This is a genomic window from Devosia sp. (assembly GCF_036676215.1).
GTDB lineage: Bacteria > Pseudomonadota > Alphaproteobacteria > Rhizobiales > Devosiaceae > Devosia.
The window spans coordinates 13,906-31,357 of the sequence record NZ_JAKFDJ010000040.1; the positions used below are offsets into that span (position 1 = coordinate 13,906).

At 63.6% G+C, this 17,452-nt stretch carries 21 protein-coding genes; 15 read left to right on the plus strand and 6 right to left on the minus strand.

What is annotated here, in order from left to right; genetic code table 11:
* Positions 1-134 precede the first annotated feature (134 nt).
* Positions 135-1,094, plus strand: coding sequence for an AraC family transcriptional regulator (locus V6M52_RS03085; protein WP_332699329.1), 960 nt, complete (start codon positions 135-137; stop codon positions 1,092-1,094).
* Here V6M52_RS03085 and ruvX read toward each other — a convergent pair.
* Positions 1,080-1,541 (minus strand): Holliday junction resolvase RuvX, encoded by a 462-nt coding sequence (gene ruvX, locus V6M52_RS03090; RefSeq protein ID WP_332691365.1) that lies wholly within the window; start codon positions 1,539-1,541, stop codon positions 1,080-1,082. The two genes, V6M52_RS03085 and ruvX, sit on opposite strands and share 15 nt — an antisense overlap.
* Positions 1,542-1,610: 69 nt before the next feature.
* Between ruvX and V6M52_RS03095 the strand changes: the two genes are divergently transcribed.
* From V6M52_RS03095 to V6M52_RS03125, 7 genes are all read left to right on the plus strand, one after another.
* Positions 1,611-2,144: a hypothetical protein gene (locus tag V6M52_RS03095; protein WP_332699332.1), complete on the plus strand. Its 534-nt coding sequence runs from the start codon at positions 1,611-1,613 to the stop codon at positions 2,142-2,144.
* Between the two features lie 88 nt (positions 2,145-2,232).
* Positions 2,233-2,520 (plus strand): Asp-tRNA(Asn)/Glu-tRNA(Gln) amidotransferase subunit GatC, encoded by a 288-nt coding sequence (gene gatC / locus V6M52_RS03100; protein WP_332691371.1) that lies wholly within the window; start codon positions 2,233-2,235, stop codon positions 2,518-2,520.
* A gap of 1 nt (position 2,521) precedes the next feature.
* Positions 2,522-3,004 carry a GNAT family N-acetyltransferase gene (locus tag V6M52_RS03105; protein WP_332699335.1) on the plus strand — a complete coding sequence of 161 codons (483 nt, stop codon included), beginning with the start codon at positions 2,522-2,524 and terminating at the stop codon, positions 3,002-3,004.
* Positions 3,001-3,465, plus strand: a complete 465-nt coding sequence (locus V6M52_RS03110) for a hypothetical protein (RefSeq protein ID WP_332699338.1) — start codon at positions 3,001-3,003, stop codon at positions 3,463-3,465. Before V6M52_RS03105 ends, V6M52_RS03110 begins: the two co-directional genes overlap by 4 nt.
* Complete coding sequence (gatA, locus tag V6M52_RS03115) at positions 3,458-4,942, plus strand: Asp-tRNA(Asn)/Glu-tRNA(Gln) amidotransferase subunit GatA (protein ID WP_332699341.1); 1,485 nt, start codon at positions 3,458-3,460, stop codon at positions 4,940-4,942. Before V6M52_RS03110 ends, gatA begins: the two co-directional genes overlap by 8 nt.
* 120 nt (positions 4,943-5,062) lie before the next feature.
* Positions 5,063-5,380: a hypothetical protein gene (locus V6M52_RS03120; RefSeq protein ID WP_332691382.1), complete on the plus strand. Its 318-nt coding sequence runs from the start codon at positions 5,063-5,065 to the stop codon at positions 5,378-5,380.
* An 84-nt stretch (positions 5,381-5,464) separates the two neighbouring features.
* Positions 5,465-5,716, plus strand: a complete 252-nt coding sequence (locus tag V6M52_RS03125) for a GlsB/YeaQ/YmgE family stress response membrane protein (RefSeq protein ID WP_332699344.1) — start codon at positions 5,465-5,467, stop codon at positions 5,714-5,716.
* 51 nt (positions 5,717-5,767) lie between these two features.
* On the opposite strand, the gene V6M52_RS03130 is transcribed toward V6M52_RS03125, so the two are convergent.
* The gene (locus V6M52_RS03130; RefSeq protein WP_332699347.1) at positions 5,768-6,025 is read right to left on the minus strand and encodes a YjhX family toxin; all 258 of its coding nucleotides are present in this window, start codon (positions 6,023-6,025) and stop codon (positions 5,768-5,770) included.
* Positions 6,026-6,271: 246 nt separating this feature from the next.
* Here V6M52_RS03130 and V6M52_RS03135 point away from each other — a divergent pair, with 246 nt between their 5' ends.
* The 3 genes from V6M52_RS03135 (at position 6,272) to gatB (ending at position 8,877) form a co-directional block, all read left to right on the plus strand.
* Positions 6,272-6,583 (plus strand): chorismate mutase, encoded by a 312-nt coding sequence (locus tag V6M52_RS03135; RefSeq protein WP_332691390.1) that lies wholly within the window; start codon positions 6,272-6,274, stop codon positions 6,581-6,583.
* Positions 6,584-6,596: 13 nt separating this feature from the next.
* On the plus strand, positions 6,597-7,112 hold the full coding sequence (locus tag V6M52_RS03140; RefSeq protein WP_332691393.1) for a GNAT family N-acetyltransferase: 516 nt from the start codon (positions 6,597-6,599) through the stop codon (positions 7,110-7,112).
* A gap of 265 nt (positions 7,113-7,377) precedes the next feature.
* The gene (gatB, locus tag V6M52_RS03145) at positions 7,378-8,877 is read left to right on the plus strand and encodes an Asp-tRNA(Asn)/Glu-tRNA(Gln) amidotransferase subunit GatB (protein WP_332687184.1); all 1,500 of its coding nucleotides are present in this window, start codon (positions 7,378-7,380) and stop codon (positions 8,875-8,877) included.
* 14 nt (positions 8,878-8,891) lie between these two features.
* Here gatB and V6M52_RS03150 read toward each other — a convergent pair whose 3' ends face one another.
* The 4 genes from V6M52_RS03150 to purM all read right to left on the minus strand — a co-directional run bounded on the left by V6M52_RS03150 (position 8,892) and on the right by purM (position 11,806).
* Positions 8,892-9,098, minus strand: a complete 207-nt coding sequence (locus tag V6M52_RS03150) for a hypothetical protein (RefSeq protein WP_332687186.1) — start codon at positions 9,096-9,098, stop codon at positions 8,892-8,894.
* Positions 9,099-9,151: 53 nt separating this feature from the next.
* Positions 9,152-10,042, minus strand: a complete 891-nt coding sequence (locus V6M52_RS03155; RefSeq protein ID WP_332699351.1) for a DMT family transporter — start codon at positions 10,040-10,042, stop codon at positions 9,152-9,154.
* Between the two features lie 103 nt (positions 10,043-10,145).
* Positions 10,146-10,733, minus strand: a complete 588-nt coding sequence (purN, locus tag V6M52_RS03160) for a phosphoribosylglycinamide formyltransferase (RefSeq protein WP_332699354.1) — start codon at positions 10,731-10,733, stop codon at positions 10,146-10,148.
* Entirely contained in the window at positions 10,730-11,806 is a 1,077-nt protein-coding gene (gene purM, locus V6M52_RS03165; protein ID WP_332699357.1) for a phosphoribosylformylglycinamidine cyclo-ligase, read from the minus strand. Before purM ends, purN begins: the two co-directional genes overlap by 4 nt.
* A gap of 134 nt (positions 11,807-11,940) precedes the next feature.
* Here purM and V6M52_RS03170 point away from each other — a divergent pair, with 134 nt between their 5' ends.
* Genes V6M52_RS03170 through V6M52_RS03185 form a run of 4 tightly spaced genes read left to right on the plus strand, consistent with a single transcriptional unit; the run spans position 11,941 to position 17,452 of the window.
* Positions 11,941-13,032, plus strand: coding sequence for an AI-2E family transporter (locus tag V6M52_RS03170; RefSeq protein WP_332699360.1), 1,092 nt, complete (start codon positions 11,941-11,943; stop codon positions 13,030-13,032).
* Positions 13,010-13,756 carry a hypothetical protein gene (locus V6M52_RS03175; RefSeq protein WP_332687196.1) on the plus strand — a complete coding sequence of 249 codons (747 nt, stop codon included), beginning with the start codon at positions 13,010-13,012 and terminating at the stop codon, positions 13,754-13,756. Before V6M52_RS03170 ends, V6M52_RS03175 begins: the two co-directional genes overlap by 23 nt.
* Entirely contained in the window at positions 13,749-15,914 is a 2,166-nt protein-coding gene (locus tag V6M52_RS03180; protein WP_332687198.1) for an RNA degradosome polyphosphate kinase, read from the plus strand. Before V6M52_RS03175 ends, V6M52_RS03180 begins: the two co-directional genes overlap by 8 nt.
* Before the next feature lie 2 nt (positions 15,915-15,916).
* Entirely contained in the window at positions 15,917-17,452 is a 1,536-nt protein-coding gene (locus V6M52_RS03185; RefSeq protein WP_332687202.1) for a Ppx/GppA phosphatase family protein, read from the plus strand.

A 17,452-nucleotide genomic window follows, 5' to 3' on the forward strand; every position in this document is an offset into this window, starting at 1 on the left:
GTGTGATCCGTGTTTGGGTTGCGATGCGCTGAAGATGCGGGGCGCCGCCCGGATCATCAATAACGGTTGGGCCGAGTTTTTGTGCAGATCGTCCAGACATGTGGACTATTGGGCAAATGGTGGTAGAAGGCCCCATGACCGATAGTCACTTCAAACCAGCGCCATTGTCCGACCCGCTGGGCGAGGTGCTGCATATGCTGCACCTGACCGGCACGCTCTATTGCCGGGCCGAAATGACCGCGCCCTGGGGCATTGTCATGCCGCAGCTGATCGACTCGATGATGTTCGTGATCGTCACGGCGGGGCACGGCTGGCTGGTGATGGACGGGCATGAGCCGCTGCTGGTCGGGCAGGGCAGCATGGTGCTGCTGCCGCATGGCCATAGCTACCGCCTGCTGAGCGCTCCCGATGCCGGGGCCATGCCGCTGTTCGACATTCCGGTCGAGAAGGTCAGCGAGCGCTACGAAATCATGCGCCATGGCGGCGGCGGCGAGGTGACGCGGGCCACTGCAGGCGTGGTGCAGTTCGACCATGTGGCGGCCAGACGGCTGGTGAGCCTGCTACCACCGGTGCTGCATATCGACGCCTGGGGCGACGATGCAGGAAGCTGGCTGCAAAGCACGCTGGGCCTCATCGCCCGCGAAGCCAGCGCGCTGCGGCCGGGCGGCGAGACGGTGATGACCCGGCTGGCCGATATCCTGGTCATCCAGGCGATCCGCGCCTGGCTCGACACCGCGCCCGAGGCCAATCTGGGCTGGCTGGCGGCACTGCGCGATCCCCAGCTCGGCCATGCGCTGGCCTTGATGCACCGCAGGCCCGACCGGTCATGGAGCGTGGCGGAACTGGCCAGCGAGGCGGGGATGTCCCGGTCGGCCTTTTCCGCGCGCTTTACCGACCTCGTCGGGCAGCCAGCCATGCAATACCTGGCGCAGTGGCGCCTGCATCTTGCACGAGCGCAATTGCTGGAGACGCGCGAACCCGTGGGAACTGTGGCCCGCCGGGCCGGCTACGAGTCCGAAGCGGCATTCGGACGGGCGTTCAAGCAGTTTTTCGGAGTGCCACCAGGCGGCGTACGCCGTTTAGCTGTGGCGTAGGCGATCGAGCGCGCCCTGCAGGATATAGCTGGCGGCCAGCTTGTCGACGACCTCGGCGCGGCGGTCGCGGCGCAGGTCCGCTTCGATCATCATGCGGGTGACGGCGCTGGTGGAGAGTCGCTCGTCCCAGAAGGCGATGGGCAGCGCGACCCGCTGCGCCAGGCTCCGCGCGAAAGCCCGGGTGGACTGCACGCGCGGCCCCTCGGAGCCGTCCATATTGAGCGGCAGGCCCAGGATGATGGCAACAATGGCGTTCTGCGCGATCAGCTCGTCGAGGCGAATGGCGTCCTGGGTGAACTTGGTGCGCTTGATGGTTTCGAGCGGGGTGGCCGAATAGCGCATACCGTCGGAAATGGCGACGCCAATGGTCTTGGTGCCCAGATCAAGCCCCATGATCCGGCCCGTGGCAGGGATCTTTTCGAGCGGATTGGCAAATTCGTCGGTCATTGCAGGCTCGCTTGCCAGTGTCGGCCCGTCCTATAGGCTGCGGCACGGTTTGGCGACAGGAAAGCACGGATGAAACTCACCTGGTTCGGCGGTACGACGATCCGCATCCATATCGGCGGCGCGATTCTGGTGGTCGACGCGGCGGCTGCCCCGGCGGGAATCGATGCGGCCGAGCTGGTATCGGGCGCCGACCGCGTGATTGCCGACTTCGGCGCGCATCTGCCCTCCGTGGACGCCGCGCGCTGGAAGCAGCGCAAGCCGACACGCCTGCTCGATGAAGCGGAGCAATTGCCGGCGGTCGAGGCGTTCTCGGTGGGGGCAGGGGCCGTATTGATCGACGCAGTGGGCGAGCCACCTCTGCTGCTGGTCGCCGCAGATGTTCCGGCGCTGGGGCGCTGGGCCGATGGCGCGGTAGTGGCCGTGTTCGGCGATATCGAGCAGCTTTCGGCCCTGGGCCAGGCCGTGCTGGACGCTACGCCGCCACGGCTGCTGGCCCTGGCCGGGGACGATGCCGCCGTCGATGCGGCTATCCCGCTATTGCGCGACAGGCTGGACGGAACGGGGCTGGTCGCCCTCGAAGCCAGACTGGCCTTGGAAATCTGATCCGGCGCATCAGCCATTTTCATTGTCTTTTGTGCCGCCCCGTTGCTAATAACGCCGCGAACGAGCCGCTGTTTGTTGGAGTTTTCCCATGTCTGTCGACGCCGCAACCGTAAAGCGCATCGCGCGCCTGGCGCGTATCCGCATCGAAGAGAGCGAAGTGGCGAGCTACCAGAGCGAGCTCAATGCCATACTGGGCTTTGTCGAACATCTGTCCGAAGTGAACGTCGAGGGCGTGGAGCCGATGACCTCGGTAACACCCATGGCGTTGCGCCGCCGCGACGATGCGATCACCGATGGCGGCTATGCCGACAGAATCGTCAGCAATGCGCCGCTGAGCGAAGACAATTTCTTCATGGTGCCTAAGGTGGTCGAATAGAATGGCGATCAGCATCGCCATCGAGACCCCGCTGCAGGACGACGTGCGCGATCTCGTCGCCCGACTCAACGCGCATCTGTTGCCGCTGTCGCCGCTGGAATTCCAGTTCAAGATGACCGTGGAACAGATGGCCGGCGCGGACACGACGCTGTTCGTCGCCCGCGACGAGACCGGCAAGGCCGTCGGCATGGGTGCGCTCAAGGTGCATTCGGCTGAGCTGGGCGAGGTCAAGCGCATGTTCACCGACCCCGAAGTGCGCGGCAAGCGCATCGGCTCGGCGCTGCTTGACGCCATCGTGGGGCTGGCGCGCGACAGGGGCCTGCCCATGCTGATGCTCGAAACCGGCACCGGCGATGGCATGGCCGAAGCACATCGGCTCTACAGCCGCAGCGGCTTCACCCCGCGCGGGCCATTTCTCGATTATCCCGACAGCGAATGGTCCGCCTTCTACGAAATGCCCCTCAAGGTGGAGGCCAGCGCGTGAAGGCGGTGCTGATCACCATTGGCCTGGCCTTGCTCGCGGGCGCCGCCCTCGCGCAGGAAGACCTGGTCATCGACCAGACCAAGCTCTATGTCAGCGATCCGGCGGCCTGCCAGGCATTGGAAAAGCAGGGCCTCAATGCCTGGACGGACATGGACTTCCTGAGCCTGACCTTTACCGGTGGCATCCAGTCGATGGAGTTCCACTGCAACTTCTACGACATCAAGAGCCGCCCCAATACGCCGCTGCTGTTCGTGGATGCCGTCTGCGAGCTGCCCGGCGAACTTTATGCCGATACCATCGCCATTGCGCCCAATGACGCCGCCTCGATCCGTCTGGTTTCCAGCGCAGATAGCACGCTGGCGCTGCTGGGTGGTATCGAGCCGGACCCGGAAAGCCCCTATCCCGCAGGGACGACAATCTATCACCGCTGCGACAACCTGAGCGAGATCCCCCTTGACTGACCTGACCAAACTCAGCCTGGCCGACGCCCGCAAGGGCCTCAAGGCCAAGAGCTTCACCGCCACCGAGCTGACCGGCGCCTATCTCAAGGCAATCGAGGCGGCCAATCCGAGCCTCAACGCCTATGTGGCGGTGACGCCCGAGCAGGCGCTCGACATGGCCAGGAACAGCGACGAGAAGCTGGCCAAGGGGCAGGGCGGTACGCTCGAGGGCATTCCGCTGGGCATCAAGGACCTGTTCGGCACCAAGGGCATCCACACCCAGGCGGCCAGCCACATCCTCGATGGCTTCAAGCCGGAATATGAATCGACGGTCACCGGCAATCTGTGGCGCGATGGCGCGGTGATGCTGGGCAAGCTCAATATGGACGAATTCGCCATGGGCTCGTCCAACGAGACCAGCTATTACGGCCCGGTAATCAACCCGTTCCGCGCCGCGGGCAGCAATGCAAATCTGGTGCCGGGCGGCTCGTCGGGCGGCTCGGCCGCGGCGGTGGCAGCCTGGCTCTGCGCCGGGGCCACGGCAACCGATACCGGCGGCTCGATTCGCCAGCCGGCGGCCCTCACTGGCACCGTCGGCATCAAGCCGACCTATGGCCGCTGCTCGCGCTGGGGTATTGTGGCCTTCGCCTCCTCGCTCGACCAGGCAGGGCCGATCGCGCGCACGGTGGAAGACGCGGCGCTGCTGCTGACCTCAATGGCGGGGTTCGATGTCAAGGATTCGACCAGCGTCGATCTGGCGGTGCCCGATTTCGCTGCCGCCGTCGAGCGCGGGGTGAAGGGCCTCACCATCGGGGTGCCGCGCGAGTATCGCATGGACGGCATGCCCGAGGAGATCGAGAAACTGTGGAGCCAGGGGCTGGAATGGCTCAAGGCCGAGGGCGCCACGGTCAAGGACATCTCGCTGCCGCACACCAAATATGCGCTGCCGGCCTATTACATCGTGGCGCCGGCCGAGGCGTCGTCGAACCTCGCCCGCTATGACGGCGTTAAATACGGGCTGCGTGTATCCGGCAAAGATATCACCGACATGTATGAGCTGACCCGCGCCGCCGGCTTCGGCCGCGAGGTCAAGCGCCGCATCATGATCGGCACATACGTGCTGTCTGCTGGTTACTTTGACGCCTATTATGTCAAGGCGCAGAAAGTGCGGACGCTGATCAAGCAGGATTTTGAGGCCGCCTTCCATGCTGGCGTCGACGCCATCCTGACCCCAGCGACGCCGTCAGCCGCTTTCGGCATCGGCGATGAGACATTGGCGGCCGATCCGGTGGCCATGTATATGCAGGACGTGTTCACGGTGACCGTCAACATGGCGGGCCTGCCGGGTATCGCCGTGCCGGCCGGCAAGGACGGCAAGGGACTGCCACTCGGCCTGCAGTTGATCGGCAAGCCGTTCGACGAGGAAACGCTGTTTGCGGCGGCGAGAGTCATCGAACGCAGCGCCGATATGGACTTTTCGCCCAAGCTCTGGTGGTAACCGCTTTGGCAGGCGCCTCTTGATCGGGGCGCCGATCCGCCTTATTTGGCCCCAATGCACAAATTGAAATTGGTTGTGACGTCGCCGCGTATGGCGTCCGGGCCGACAAGGGTTTCACCGATGGCCTCTGATATCTTCACCTCGCTCGACTGGTCCGAGCCACCCAAGGACATGAGCAAACCGCTGCAGGCGCTGTGGTGGCTCAAGAAGGGCGAGCTCCGCGTTGGCCCGGAATGGGAGCAGGCGCATGTCATCGTCCAGGCGATGGAAGGCGTGCAGGCCTTCGACTGGGTGCATGCACTGATGCACTGGATTGAGGCCGACATGGGCAATGCCGACTACTGGTATCGACGCGCCGGCAAGCGCCGGGCCACCGCCAGTGTGGCCAGCGAGTGGGAACACATCGCCGCGGCGCTGAGCGAGGTCACCCGGCACTGACAATTCCTTCCCGTCGAGAACTCTTGCGTTCCTCGCCTACTGTGGCAGGCTCTCCCGGTGGGGATTCCACCTGAGGAGGAATAAATGGGATTTGACGGTGTAGGTTGGCTCGCGGCCATCATCATCGGCGGTATCGCCGGATGGCTTGCGAAGCAGTTCATGAACACCAATACCGGGCTGCTCATGAACATCGTGCTGGGCATTGTGGGCGCCATTCTCGCCAGCCTGATACTCGGGTTCCTTGGCATTTCGTTCGGTGGCTGGATCGGCTACCTCATTGCAGGCTTCATCGGCGCCTGCATCATCATTGCCATTGGACGTGCCGTAGCGCGCTGACCGAGAAACCCGGATGGCCGGCCACCTGGCCGACCATCCACGCTCCACTGCCTAGCGGTTGTCGTACTCGCTCCGCACCAGTTCGAGGCCCCGTTTTGTGATACAATAGGGCCTGCCGTCCTGCGAGCGGATGGCTTTCTTTGCCTTGAGCTTCTTGAACACCAGCAGACTGCAATTGCTAATCAGCCAGCCATCGCGGTTGAAGAATTCGAGGCCTGTCACTTTGCCGGCATCGTTTTTGAGCAGCGCAATGCGGCCGCCCTGCGCGAGGGCATGCAGCACCCGCTGTTCGTCTCGTGAAATATCCATGGGAAGTCGGCTGCCTGAACAAGCGGGCAGAACCCGCGAACAAACAAAACCGGCCGCCGGCGTCGCGCGCGGCGGTCGATCGGTTCATTCATGCCCCGTCGCAGATGGACGGGGCTTCAGGCGGTTTCAGACTGACTAGACATTCGGGTTTGATAGCGCCGACACGACCAATTGCGCAAGACAGGCGGTTGAAATCGCCGGCCGGGCGGTGCAAACCAGCAACAGCAAACCTGACTGGAACCCGCCGTGACCGAAGCCAAATCGCCCGACCAGTGTGAGACCAAGGACGATGTCCGCGCCGAGATCGACCGCGTCGACCACGCGCTGCTGGCGCTGTTTGCCGAGCGGCACCGCTATGTGACGCGAATGGCGCAGATCAAGACCGATCCGCACGAGGCGCGCGACCCCGCCCGCATCGAGGCGGTGATCGCCAAGGTTCGCGACCGCAGTTTGGCCCTTGATCTTGACGAGGATCAGGCCGAACTTGTGTGGCGGACCCTGATCGACTGGAACATCAACTACGAGAAGGGTATCATCGCGGCGCGCCGCCGCAGCTAGGCAGGAGGTCACCATGGCAGGCATTTCCATTCGCAAGGCCGAGACCGCCGACGCCCGCCGATTAGCCGATATCGCCTATCGTGCCTGGGAGAGCGGCATCTTCCCCTTGCTGTCGGAACAAGCGGGCCTCAAGGAGGCCGAGCAGCGCCGGCTGACGCAGGCCGTGGCCGAGACGCTGTCGCGCATCATCGTGGCCGAAGTCGATGGCATTGCGGTCGCCTGGTGTTCGCGCTCGTCACGACGCGCCTACATTCCCTATCTCTTCGTCATGCCGGAGCTGCAGGGTCACGGCATCGGCTCGATGCTGCTGCGACGCATGGAATCCATGCTGGAGCTCGAGGGCGCCGAGCGGGTGCATCTGGAGACGCCAGCCGACAATGTACGCGCGGTCCGCTTCTACGAGCGCCAAGGCTACCGCATCCTGGCGCTGCGACCGGACGGAAGGGCAGCGCACGAGCCCTTCATGAGCGTGCACCTCGAAAAGCGCCTGCGCCCCTTCGAGGGCGATATCGACGACGAGGACTTATAAGCGTCCCGTAGGGCAAATCGCTCCGGTGGAGCGATTTGAGTGAAGAAGGCCATGAGAGCTACGCTCGAACGGCTGCGGACGCTCCGCACGCTCCGAAACCACCTACTTTTCGCGAGGGGGCCAGCGCAGTACCCCTCACCCGATTTCCCGCTGAACGCGGAAAATCACCCTCTCCCTCAAGGGACGAGGGGAGAAAGAGCCGTTGCATCGCTGGCTCGTCCTAAGTAATCACATACTACCTTTGCCTTCGCCTCAGGACGTCCAATTGACCCTCATCGATACCCGTACGCCGAACCCCAAGAGCTTCATTGCCGGCTCCACCGGTGATTGGGAAGTCATCATCGGCATGGAAGTCCATGCCCAGGTGACCAGCGAGAGCAAGCTGTTCTCCGGGTCCTCGACCGAATTCGGCAATCCGCCCAATTCCAACGTCTCCTTCGTGGATGCGGCCATGCCCGGCATGCTGCCGACCATCAACGAGGAATGCGTGCGCCAGGCCGTGCGGACGGGGCTCGGCCTCAAGGCGCAGATCAACAAGCGCAGCGTCTTCGACCGCAAGAACTACTTTTATCCCGACCTGCCGCAGGGCTACCAGATCTCCCAGTTCAAGGACCCCATCGTCGGGGAAGGCGTGGTCTATCTCGACATGCCCGACGGCCAGATCGAGATCGGTATCGAGCGCCTGCATCTCGAACAGGACGCCGGCAAGTCCATCCACGATCAGCACCCCAACATGAGCTTCGTCGATCTCAACCGCTCGGGCGTGGCGCTGATGGAAATCGTGTCGAAGCCAGACCTGCGCTCCTCGGAAGAGGCCAAGGAATATCTCGGCAAGCTGCGCACCATCCTGCGCTATCTGGGGACCTGCGACGGCAATATGGAGCAGGGCTCCATGCGCGCCGACGTCAATGTCTCGGTGCGCAAGCCGGGTGGCGAATTCGGCACGCGCTGCGAGATCAAGAACGTCAACTCCATCCGCTTTGCCGGCCAGGCCATCGAATATGAGGCGCGGCGGCAGATCGATATCCTGGAAAATGGCGGCAAGATCGACCAGGAGACGCGCCTCTACGATCCCAAGACCGGCGAGACGCGGTCGATGCGGTCCAAGGAAGAAGCGCATGACTATCGCTACTTCCCCGACCCGGACCTGCTGCCGCTCGAATTCGACGAGAAATTCGTCAGCATGCTGGCAGAAGGACTGCCAGAACTGCCAGACGAAAAGAAGGCACGCTTCGTCGCTGATTATGGCGTCACCACCTATGATGCCATGGTGCTGACACTCGACCGCGAGACCGCGGACTTCTATGAAGCCTGCGTGGCGTTCGACGGCACCAAGCGCGACGGCAAGGCCGTGGCCAACATGCTCAATGCCGACGTAGCTGCCTTTGCCAACAGCCAGGGGCTCGCGGTTTGGGAGACACATCTCAAGCCAAGGCAGATCGCCGGAATCGTCGATCTCGTCTCCGCCGGGACAATTTCGTCCAAGGGCGCCAAGGACTTGCTGCAGGTCATCATCGCTGAGGAGCCCGAGGGCGAGCCGGCCGAAATTGTCGAACGCCGCGGCATGAAGCAGGTGACCGACATGGGCGCCATCGAGGCCATCGTCGATGAGATCATCGCCGCCAATCCCGATCAGGTGGCCAAGGTCCTGGCCAAGCCGACCATGATCGGCTGGTTTGTCGGCCAGGCCATGAAGGCCTCGGGCGGCAAGGCCAACCCGCAGGCGCTCAACGATCTGATGAAGAAGAAGCTGGGCATCGAATAGCCCCTCTGCAGGGGTCAGGCGCGCGTCGGCGGCTGATCTTCTCCAGGGCCAGGCTCGGGCATAGGTTGCCCGGGCGTCGGGTCTTCCACCGGCTGGGGCGTGTCGGGCAGTTCCTGCGGATGCGGCGGATAGGGTTCGACCGGCTGAGGCTGGGTTGGCTCGGGCTGCGGCACGATTTCTGGAATCGGACGTGGATCGATATCGGGTCTGGGCTGGTTCATGATTGACGCTCCTGTGGTGACAGGAACGTCCCGGCGGCCCGGTCTGTTCCGCCTCAGGCCGCTCTTTGCCGCCAGAGCTTGCCGATGCGACCGTCGATCAACAGCAGGCCGGTAAAGATGACCAGCATGCCCAGGATCTGGATCGGCAACACCGTTTCCCGCAGGATCGTGACGCCGAGGATGACCGCCGAGATCGGGGCGATGAAGGTCGTGGTCGCAAAGTTGGTGGCGCCCACGCGCGGCAGGATGCGGTACATGATCTGGAAGGTGAAGGCCGTCGAGATCAGCCCGATGGCGGCGGCCGCCAGCCAGGTTTCGGTGCGCACCATGACCGGCGTGCCTTCGGTGATGTAGGCGACCGGAATGGCGACGATGGCCGCACCGGTGAGCGCAATAGCCGCCAGGGCCGTGGGCTCGATCGCCTTGAAACTGCGGGTAATGTTGAGCGTGAGCGCGTAGCAGAACGTGGCCAGCAGGCAGGCGCCGACGGCCCAGAGCTGCGACTGACCGCCGGAGAGCAGGGCCGGTGAAGCCAGGATCGCGGCGCCGACAAAGCCGACGACCACGCCGGCGCTCTTGACCCGACCGGCGCGCTCGCCGCCGATCCAGAAATGGCTGACGATCACCGTCATGATCGGAGTGAGGGCATTGATGATGGCCGCCACACCGCTGGCAAGATTGGCCTGCGCCAGGGGGAACAAGGCGAAGGGGATGGCATAGGCCAGCACGCCCAGCGCGCCGAGCTTCAACCAGAGGACCGGGTCACGCGGGATGGGTTTGCGCAGCGCGATCATCACCGCCCAGCACCCCAGCGCACCGATGCCGACGCGGAACGAGGTAACCCAGAGCGGACCGATCTCGCGGATCAGCACGGCATTGAAGATGAACGAGCAGCCCCAGATGGCGCCGAGAAAGATGATCCAGAACCAGTCGCGTTGCGCCATGGGGGCCTCCCGGGTTGAGCCGGGAAGCTACGCCTGATGAGAACAAAGGTCGAACCGATTTTGACGATGGGTTCGATCAAATCTGGTGATGACCGAGGGGCCGTCAGGGAGCGGTAATTTCACCTGAAGCCAGCATCCGCAGCGCCTCGGGGTAGAGGCGATGTTCCGCGATCAGCGTACGGGCAGCGAGCGTTTCGGCGTCGTCACCGGGCAGGATCGGCACCTTTGCCTGTAGAATCACCGGGCCTTCGTCCATGCCGTGGGTGACGAAATGCACCGAACACCCGTGTTCGACGGCGCCAGCGTCGAGCGCTTGCTGATGGGGGTGGAGGCCCTTGTAGAGGGGCAGCAGCGAGGGGTGGATATTGATCATCCTGCCCAGCCAGTGATCGATGAAGTCGTTGCCCAGGATGCGCATGAAGCCGGCGAAGCACACGATGTCAACGTCCCAGCTTTCCAGCGTCTGGGTCATGACATCCTCGAACATGTCGCGGCTGGGGAACTTGCTTTGCGCAAGAGACGCCGTAGCGATGCCATGACTGGCGGCTATCGCCAGCCCGGGCGCGGCGGCGCGATTGGAGAACACGCCGACGATCTCGGCGGGATAGTCAGGCGCCTTGGCGGCCTCGATCAGTGCCTGCATGTTCGAGCCGCGGCCCGAGATGAGAATGCCGACGCGCTTGCGGCTCACAGCGCCAGCTTGCCTTCGAAGGTCACTGGCTCGCCAGTGCGGGCGGTAAGCTCGCCGACCACGGAAGCAATTTCGCCGGCGGCGTTGAGGTGTTCCACCAGCCTTGCGGCGTCCTCCGGAGCCACCGCCACCAGCATGCCGACGCCGCAATTGAAGGTGCGCAGCATTTCGCGCTCGTTCATGCCGCCGACATGGCTGAGCCAGCCGAAGACCTTGGGCACGGTGACGGCATTGAGATCGACATGGGCCGCCAGGTGATCGGGCAGCACGCGCGGGATATTGTCGATGAAGCCGCCGCCGGTGATATGGGCCAGCGCCTTGATGGCGATGCCCGCCTTGAGGGCGGAAAGGAGCGGCTTCACATAGATGCGGGTGGGCGTCAGCAGCGCTTCGGAAAGCGACTGGCCCGGCGCGAAAGGCGCATCCATGAACCAGTCGACGCCCGAGAGCTCGACAATCTTGCGCACCAGCGAATAGCCGTTGGAATGCACACCCGACGATGCGATGGCGACTAGCGTATCGCCTTCGGCAATATCAGCGCGGGGCAGCAGGGTGCCGCGCTCGGCGGCGCCGACGGCAAAGCCTGCCAGGTCATAATCCTTGCCGTGATACATGCCGGGCATTTCGGCAGTCTCGCCGCCAATCAGCGCGCAGCCGGCGATGCGGCACCCTTCGGCAATGCCGTTGACGATGGCGGTGCCCTGTTCCACATCGAGCTTGCCGGTGGCGAAGTAGTCGAGGAAGAACAGCGGCTCAGCGCCCTGCACGATAATGTCGTTGACGCACATGGCCACCAGGTCCTGCCCGATGGTGGTGTGATTGCCGGTATCGATGGCGATCTTGAGCTTGGTGCCGACACCGTCATTGGCGGCGACCAGCACAGGATCCGTGAACCCGGCTGCCTTGAGATCGAAGAGGCCGCCGAAGCCACCGATCTCGCCATCCGCGCCAGGGCGGCGCGTGGAACGAACCGCCGGCTTGATGGCCTCGACCAGCGCATTGCCGGCATCTATATCGACGCCAGCCTGCTTGTATGACAGACCGTTTGATGTCAGGTTTTGTGGATCGGACATTGGCCTCAATACCGTGTGGGGAAAGCGTGCGTAAAGCCGTTACCGGAAGAGCAAGGCGGTTGCCAACGCCGGAGCCGGAAGCTAGACGGCCTGATAGCTTCTCCACCACACCGACGCAAGGGCCGCCCAGCACCATGGTACTGCGAAATCAAGTGCTGATCTGGGTCACATTCCTGGTGGTCCTCATCCTGCTGCTCTGGATCTTCCGGGGCATCCTGCTGCCATTCGTCGTCGGCGCGGCGCTGGCCTACCTGCTCAATCCGCTCGTCAACCAGTTGCAAAAATGGCGTTTCAACCGGGCCTGGGCCACCACCGTCGTGCTGCTCTGCGTCATCACGATCGTACTCAGCCTGTTCCTGATGTTCCTGCCGCTGATCGGCCAGCAGATCATCGAACTGCTGCAGCGCGCGCCCGGATATGTAGCCGATCTGCAGGCGCTGTTTGCCCGCTGGTCGCCGGACATCAATGAATGGCTCGGCCCTGAACGGGCCGCTCAACTGCAGACCAGCATCAACGACGTGACGCGGCAATTGCTCGGCTTCATCACCACGCTGCCCGGAGAACTGGTCAGTATCGGCCTGACCGGCGCGGCAGTCATCGGCTTTACTGTGCTGACTCCCGTGGTGGCCTTTTATCTGCTGCTGGACTGGGAAGGCATGGTGCACGGCATCGAAAGCTTGCTGCCCAAGGATCACAAGGGCGAAATCAACACCATCCTCGGCGACATCGACAAGGCCATGGCCGGCGTCATCCGCGGGCAGGGCGGCGTGCTGCTGATCGACGCGGCGTTCTACGCTACGGCGCTTAGCCTGCTCGGGCTGAATTTCGGTCTGGTCGTCGGGCTCATAGCCGGCCTGCTCAGCTTCGTGCCCTTTGTTGGCTTCATCTTCGGCTTCGGCCTGTCGGTGGGCATCGCCATCGTGCAGTATTCGGGGGACCCGTGGATGGTGGGTGCCGTTGCCGCCATCTTCCTGTTCTGGCAGTTCATCGAGGGCAACATCCTCTATCCCAAGCTGGTGGGCTCCTCGATCAACATCAACCCGGTCTGGATGATGTTTGCCCTGCTGGCCCTTGGCGCCGTGTTCGGCTTTGTCGGCCTGTTGCTGGCGGTGCCCATGGCGGCCATTGCCTCGGTTCTGGTGCGCTACGGCGTGGCCAAGTACAAGGCAAGCACCCTTTATCTCGGGCAGAACGGTGGCCCCCATGGCCCTGCCAGCAACCCCTGAAAGCGGTGAGCCCAAGGGCCAGCTGACACTGGAGCTGGGCCATACGCCGGCGCATGGGGAGGCCGACTTCCTAGTCGGGGAGGGCAATGCGCTGGCCCACGGTCGCGTCATGGCCTTTCCGCACTGGCCTGACCCGATAACGCTGCTGACCGGCCCGGCCAAATCGGGCAAGTCGCACCTGGCGCGCATCTTTGCAGACCGCTCCGGCGCCCGCTTTGCCGCAGTCGACGACCTGGAGAAGCTGGCCACCGAAGGTGGTACCGCGCCATTGATCGTCGAAGATGTGGATCGGCTCGGCTACGACGAGGCGGGCCTGTTCCACCTGCTCAACCAATCCATGCGCGAGTTGCGGCCAATTCTGCTGACCGCACGGGAAGACGTTGCGAACTGGCCGCTGACGACCGATGATGTGCGCTCGCGGGCCCGCCGGGCCACCGCATTCACGCTGGAACTGACGGACGACATTCAATTGTCACAGATGTTCGTGAAACTCTTCGGCGATCGCCAGATCATGGTCGATCCAAAAACCATCGCTTACTTGGTAGCGCGCATGGAGCGCTCCACCGAGGAAGTGGTGATTCTTGCTGACCTCATGGACCGGCTGGCCCTCACCAAAGGCACGGCCATCACCCGCAGCATCGCCGCCGATGCACTCGACCGCCGGCGGGCCGCGCGCGGCCAGGCGAGCCACGAACAGGACTGGGATACCCAAGACGATGAATGACCTGAGCGATTTCGCCGAAGCCGATGTCTCGGTTCCCGATACCGAGGCGCTGCGCAAGAGCCCGGCGCGTTTCGTCAATCGCGAGGTTAGCTGGCTGCAATTCAACATGCGGGTGCTCGAAGAGGCCGGCAATATCAACCACCCTCTGCTGGAGCGACTACGCTTCGTCTCCATCTCGGCCAACAATCTCGACGAATTCTACATGGTCCGTGTCGCCGGCCTCAAAGGGCAGATGCGCGCCGGTCTCACCAAGCAGAGCGCCGACGGGCTGACCCCGGCCGAACAGATGGAAGAAATCGCCACGCTCGCCCAGCATCTGCAGCTCGAGCAGCAGGACCACTGGCAAAGCCTGCGCGAGGAACTGTTCGCACAGAACGTGGTGATCCACGAGGCAGACGACCTGACGACCGATCAGGTCAATTATCTCCAGAAGCTGTTCCGCGAGGAAATATTCCCGGTGCTGACCCCGATCGCGGTCGATCCGGCGCACCCGTTTCCCTTCATTCCTAATCTGGGCCTAGCGCTTGCCTTTGAACTCAAGCGCCCCGACAACGATCTGCCACTGACTGCACTGGTGCGCATCCCGGGCAATCTCGACCGCTTCATCAACCTGCCGAGCGGACTGGTCTCCGAAGGGCGCAGCGAGGTCGTTACCATCGACACGCTGGTCAAGCTCTTCTTCCATAAGATGTTCCCCGGCCACGAAGTGGTCGGCTCGGGCGCCTTCCGGGTTATCCGTGACAGCGAAATCGAAATCGACGACGAAGCCGCCGACCTGGTGGTGGAATTCGAATCGGCCCTGCGCCAGCGCCGGCGCGGGCAGGTGATCCGGCTGGAAATCGAAAGCTCCATGCCCCGCGCGCTCAAGCGCCAGATCGGCGAACAGCTCAGCGTCAAGGAAGGCGAGGTGTTCGAGGTGCAGGGATTCCTGGGCCTCGCCGATGCCAGCAAGGTCTGCGACGTCGACCGGCCGGACCTCAAGTTCACGCCATATCATGCGCGCTTCCCCGAGCGCATCCGTGACTTCAACGGCGACAGTTTCGCCGCCATCGGTGCCAAGGACATTCTGGTACACCACCCGTTCGAGAGCTTTGACGTGGTGGCGCAGTTCCTGATGCAGGCGGCGCGCGACCCCGAAGTGGTGGCGATCAAGCAGACGCTCTATCGCACCTCGGCCAACAGCCCGATCATCAAGGCGCTGGTACTGGCCGCCGAGGCCGGCAAGTCCGTGACGTGCCTGGTCGAACTCAAGGCGCGCTTCGACGAGGAAGCCAATATCCGCTGGGCGCGCGATCTGGAGCGGGCAGGGGCGCAGGTGGTGTTCGGCTTTATCGAGCTCAAGACCCATGCCAAGCTCAGCCAGGTGGTGCGGCGCGAAAAGGGCAAGCTGGTCAGCTATTGCCACATTGGCACCGGCAACTATCACCCGATCACCGCCAAGATCTATACTGACCTCAGCTATTTCACCATCGACCCGGCGATTACCCGGGACGTGGCACGGGTGTTCAACTTCATCACCGGCTATGCAAGGCCGACCGAGCTCGAGACCATCGCCGTGTCGCCAGTCAACCTGCGGCAGACGCTGTTGAACGACATTGCCCGCGAGATCGAATTTGCCCGCAATGGCCAGCCGGCCAGCATCCTGCTGAAGATGAACTCGCTGGTCGACCCACAAATCATCGACGCGCTTTACGATGCAAGCCAGGCCGGGGTGAAGGTGGACCTGATCGTGCGCGGCATCTGCTGCCTGCGGCCGGGCATCCCCGGTTTCTCGGACAATATTCGGGTGAAATCGATCGTCGGCCGGTTCCTTGAACACAGCCGCATCTACTGTTTCGGCAATGGCGAGGCCATGCCCAACCCGCGCGCCAAGGTTTATATATCCTCCGCCGACTTGATGGGCCGCAACCTCGACGGGCGCGTCGAAGTGATGGTACCGATCCTCAACAGGACCGTGCATAAGCAGATCCTCGACCGGATTCTGGTTGCCTATCTGCGCGACAACCAGCAGAGCTGGGAAGTGCTGCCTGACGGCAGCTCGCATCGAATGCGTGTGGCCGAGGGCGAAGAGCCCTTCAACGCGCACGACTACTTCATGACCAATCCGTCGCTGTCCGGTCGTGGCAGCGCCGGCGGGGTCGAGGGTGACGAGGGCTAGGCTTGAACCAGTTCTGGGGCGTCGACGCCGATCCGACGGCGCAGGGCCGTATCAAGGGTGCCAAGCCCGTCGCCGTGCTCGATATCGGCTCCAACTCCGTGCGTCTGGTGGTCTATGAGCGCCATGCCCGCGCACTGACCCCGCTTTATAACGAAAAATCGGCCTGCGCCCTCGGACGCGGTGTGGGCCAGACCGGTCGGCTGGCTGACGCCAACGTGGCCCAGGCCCTCAATGCAATCAAGCGCTTCGCCCTGGTGGCGCGGATGATGCGAGTAGGCAAGGTCTATGTGCTGGCCACGTCGGCCGTGCGCGACGCCGCCAACCGCCAGGAATTCGTCGATGCCGTCGAGGCGCTGATGGAGACCAAGGTGCAGGTGCTGAGTGGCGAGCAGGAGGCTCACTACGCCGCGCTTGGCGCCGTGGCCGGCATTCCCGGCTTCTCGGGTGTGGTGGGCGATCTGGGCGGCGGCAGCCTTGAGCTGTCGAGCATCACCAATGGCAGCGACACCGACGGCGAATCCTTCGAAATCGGGGTTATCCGGCTGCAGGACGACAGCAATGGTGCGCCGGTCGACGCCACGAGCATCATTCGCGACCGCCTGCGCCAGTCCTCTTTGTCCAAGGCACAACCGGGCACGGCCTTCGCCGCCATCGGTGGCACCTGGCGTTCGCTGGCCAAGCTGCATCAGATCGTGCGCGGCTATCCGCTCCGCATGGTACAGCACTATGTCGTGCCGGCCGAGGAGATGGTCCAGTTCTGTACGGCGATTGTCGGGGCCAACTCGCTCAAGTCCTACGAGGGCGCCGAGCACGTAAGCTCGTCACGCCGCGAACTGGTGCCATTCGGCGCAGCTGTGCTTGCCGAAGTGCTCAAGGCCGGAGGGTTTGCCGAGGTGGTGTTTTCCGCCCTCGGCGTCCGCGAAGGCTACCTCTATGGCATGCTGGACCGGCGCGAGCAGGCGATCGACCCGCTGATCCAGGGCGCCGAGGAACTTTCGGTGCTGCGGTCTCGCTCGCCCTCGCATGCCAGCGACCTTGTCGAGTTTGCCGGACAGTTTCTCGCGGCTTCCGGCACGGCCGAAACGGGCGAACAGGCGCGGTTGCGGACCGTTGCCTGTCTGCTCGCCGACATCGGCTGGCGCGCTCACCCCGATTATCGCGGTCCACAAAGTGTCGATTCGGTGGCCTATGGATCCTTAAGTGGCGTGGACCATCCCGGCCGGGCCTTTCTCGCCCAGGTGATCGCCGTGCGCTATGACGGTCTCAAGAGCAAGACTGCAGGCAAGCTCGCCAGCCTTGGTTCCGCGGAACACACAGCACGCGCCCGCCTGATCGGTACGCTGTTTCGCGTGGCCTATCCGATGACCGCCGCCATGCCTGGCATCCTGCCGCGCATCCGCTTCGAGGTCGCCGACGACGCCTTGTCGCTGGTGCTGCCCGCCGACCTGGCGTTTCTCGATGGCGAGCACCTGCAGGGCCGGCTGGATCAATTCGCCGGCGTGGCCGGATTCAAGAGCTCGGCAGTGCGGGTCGCGTAG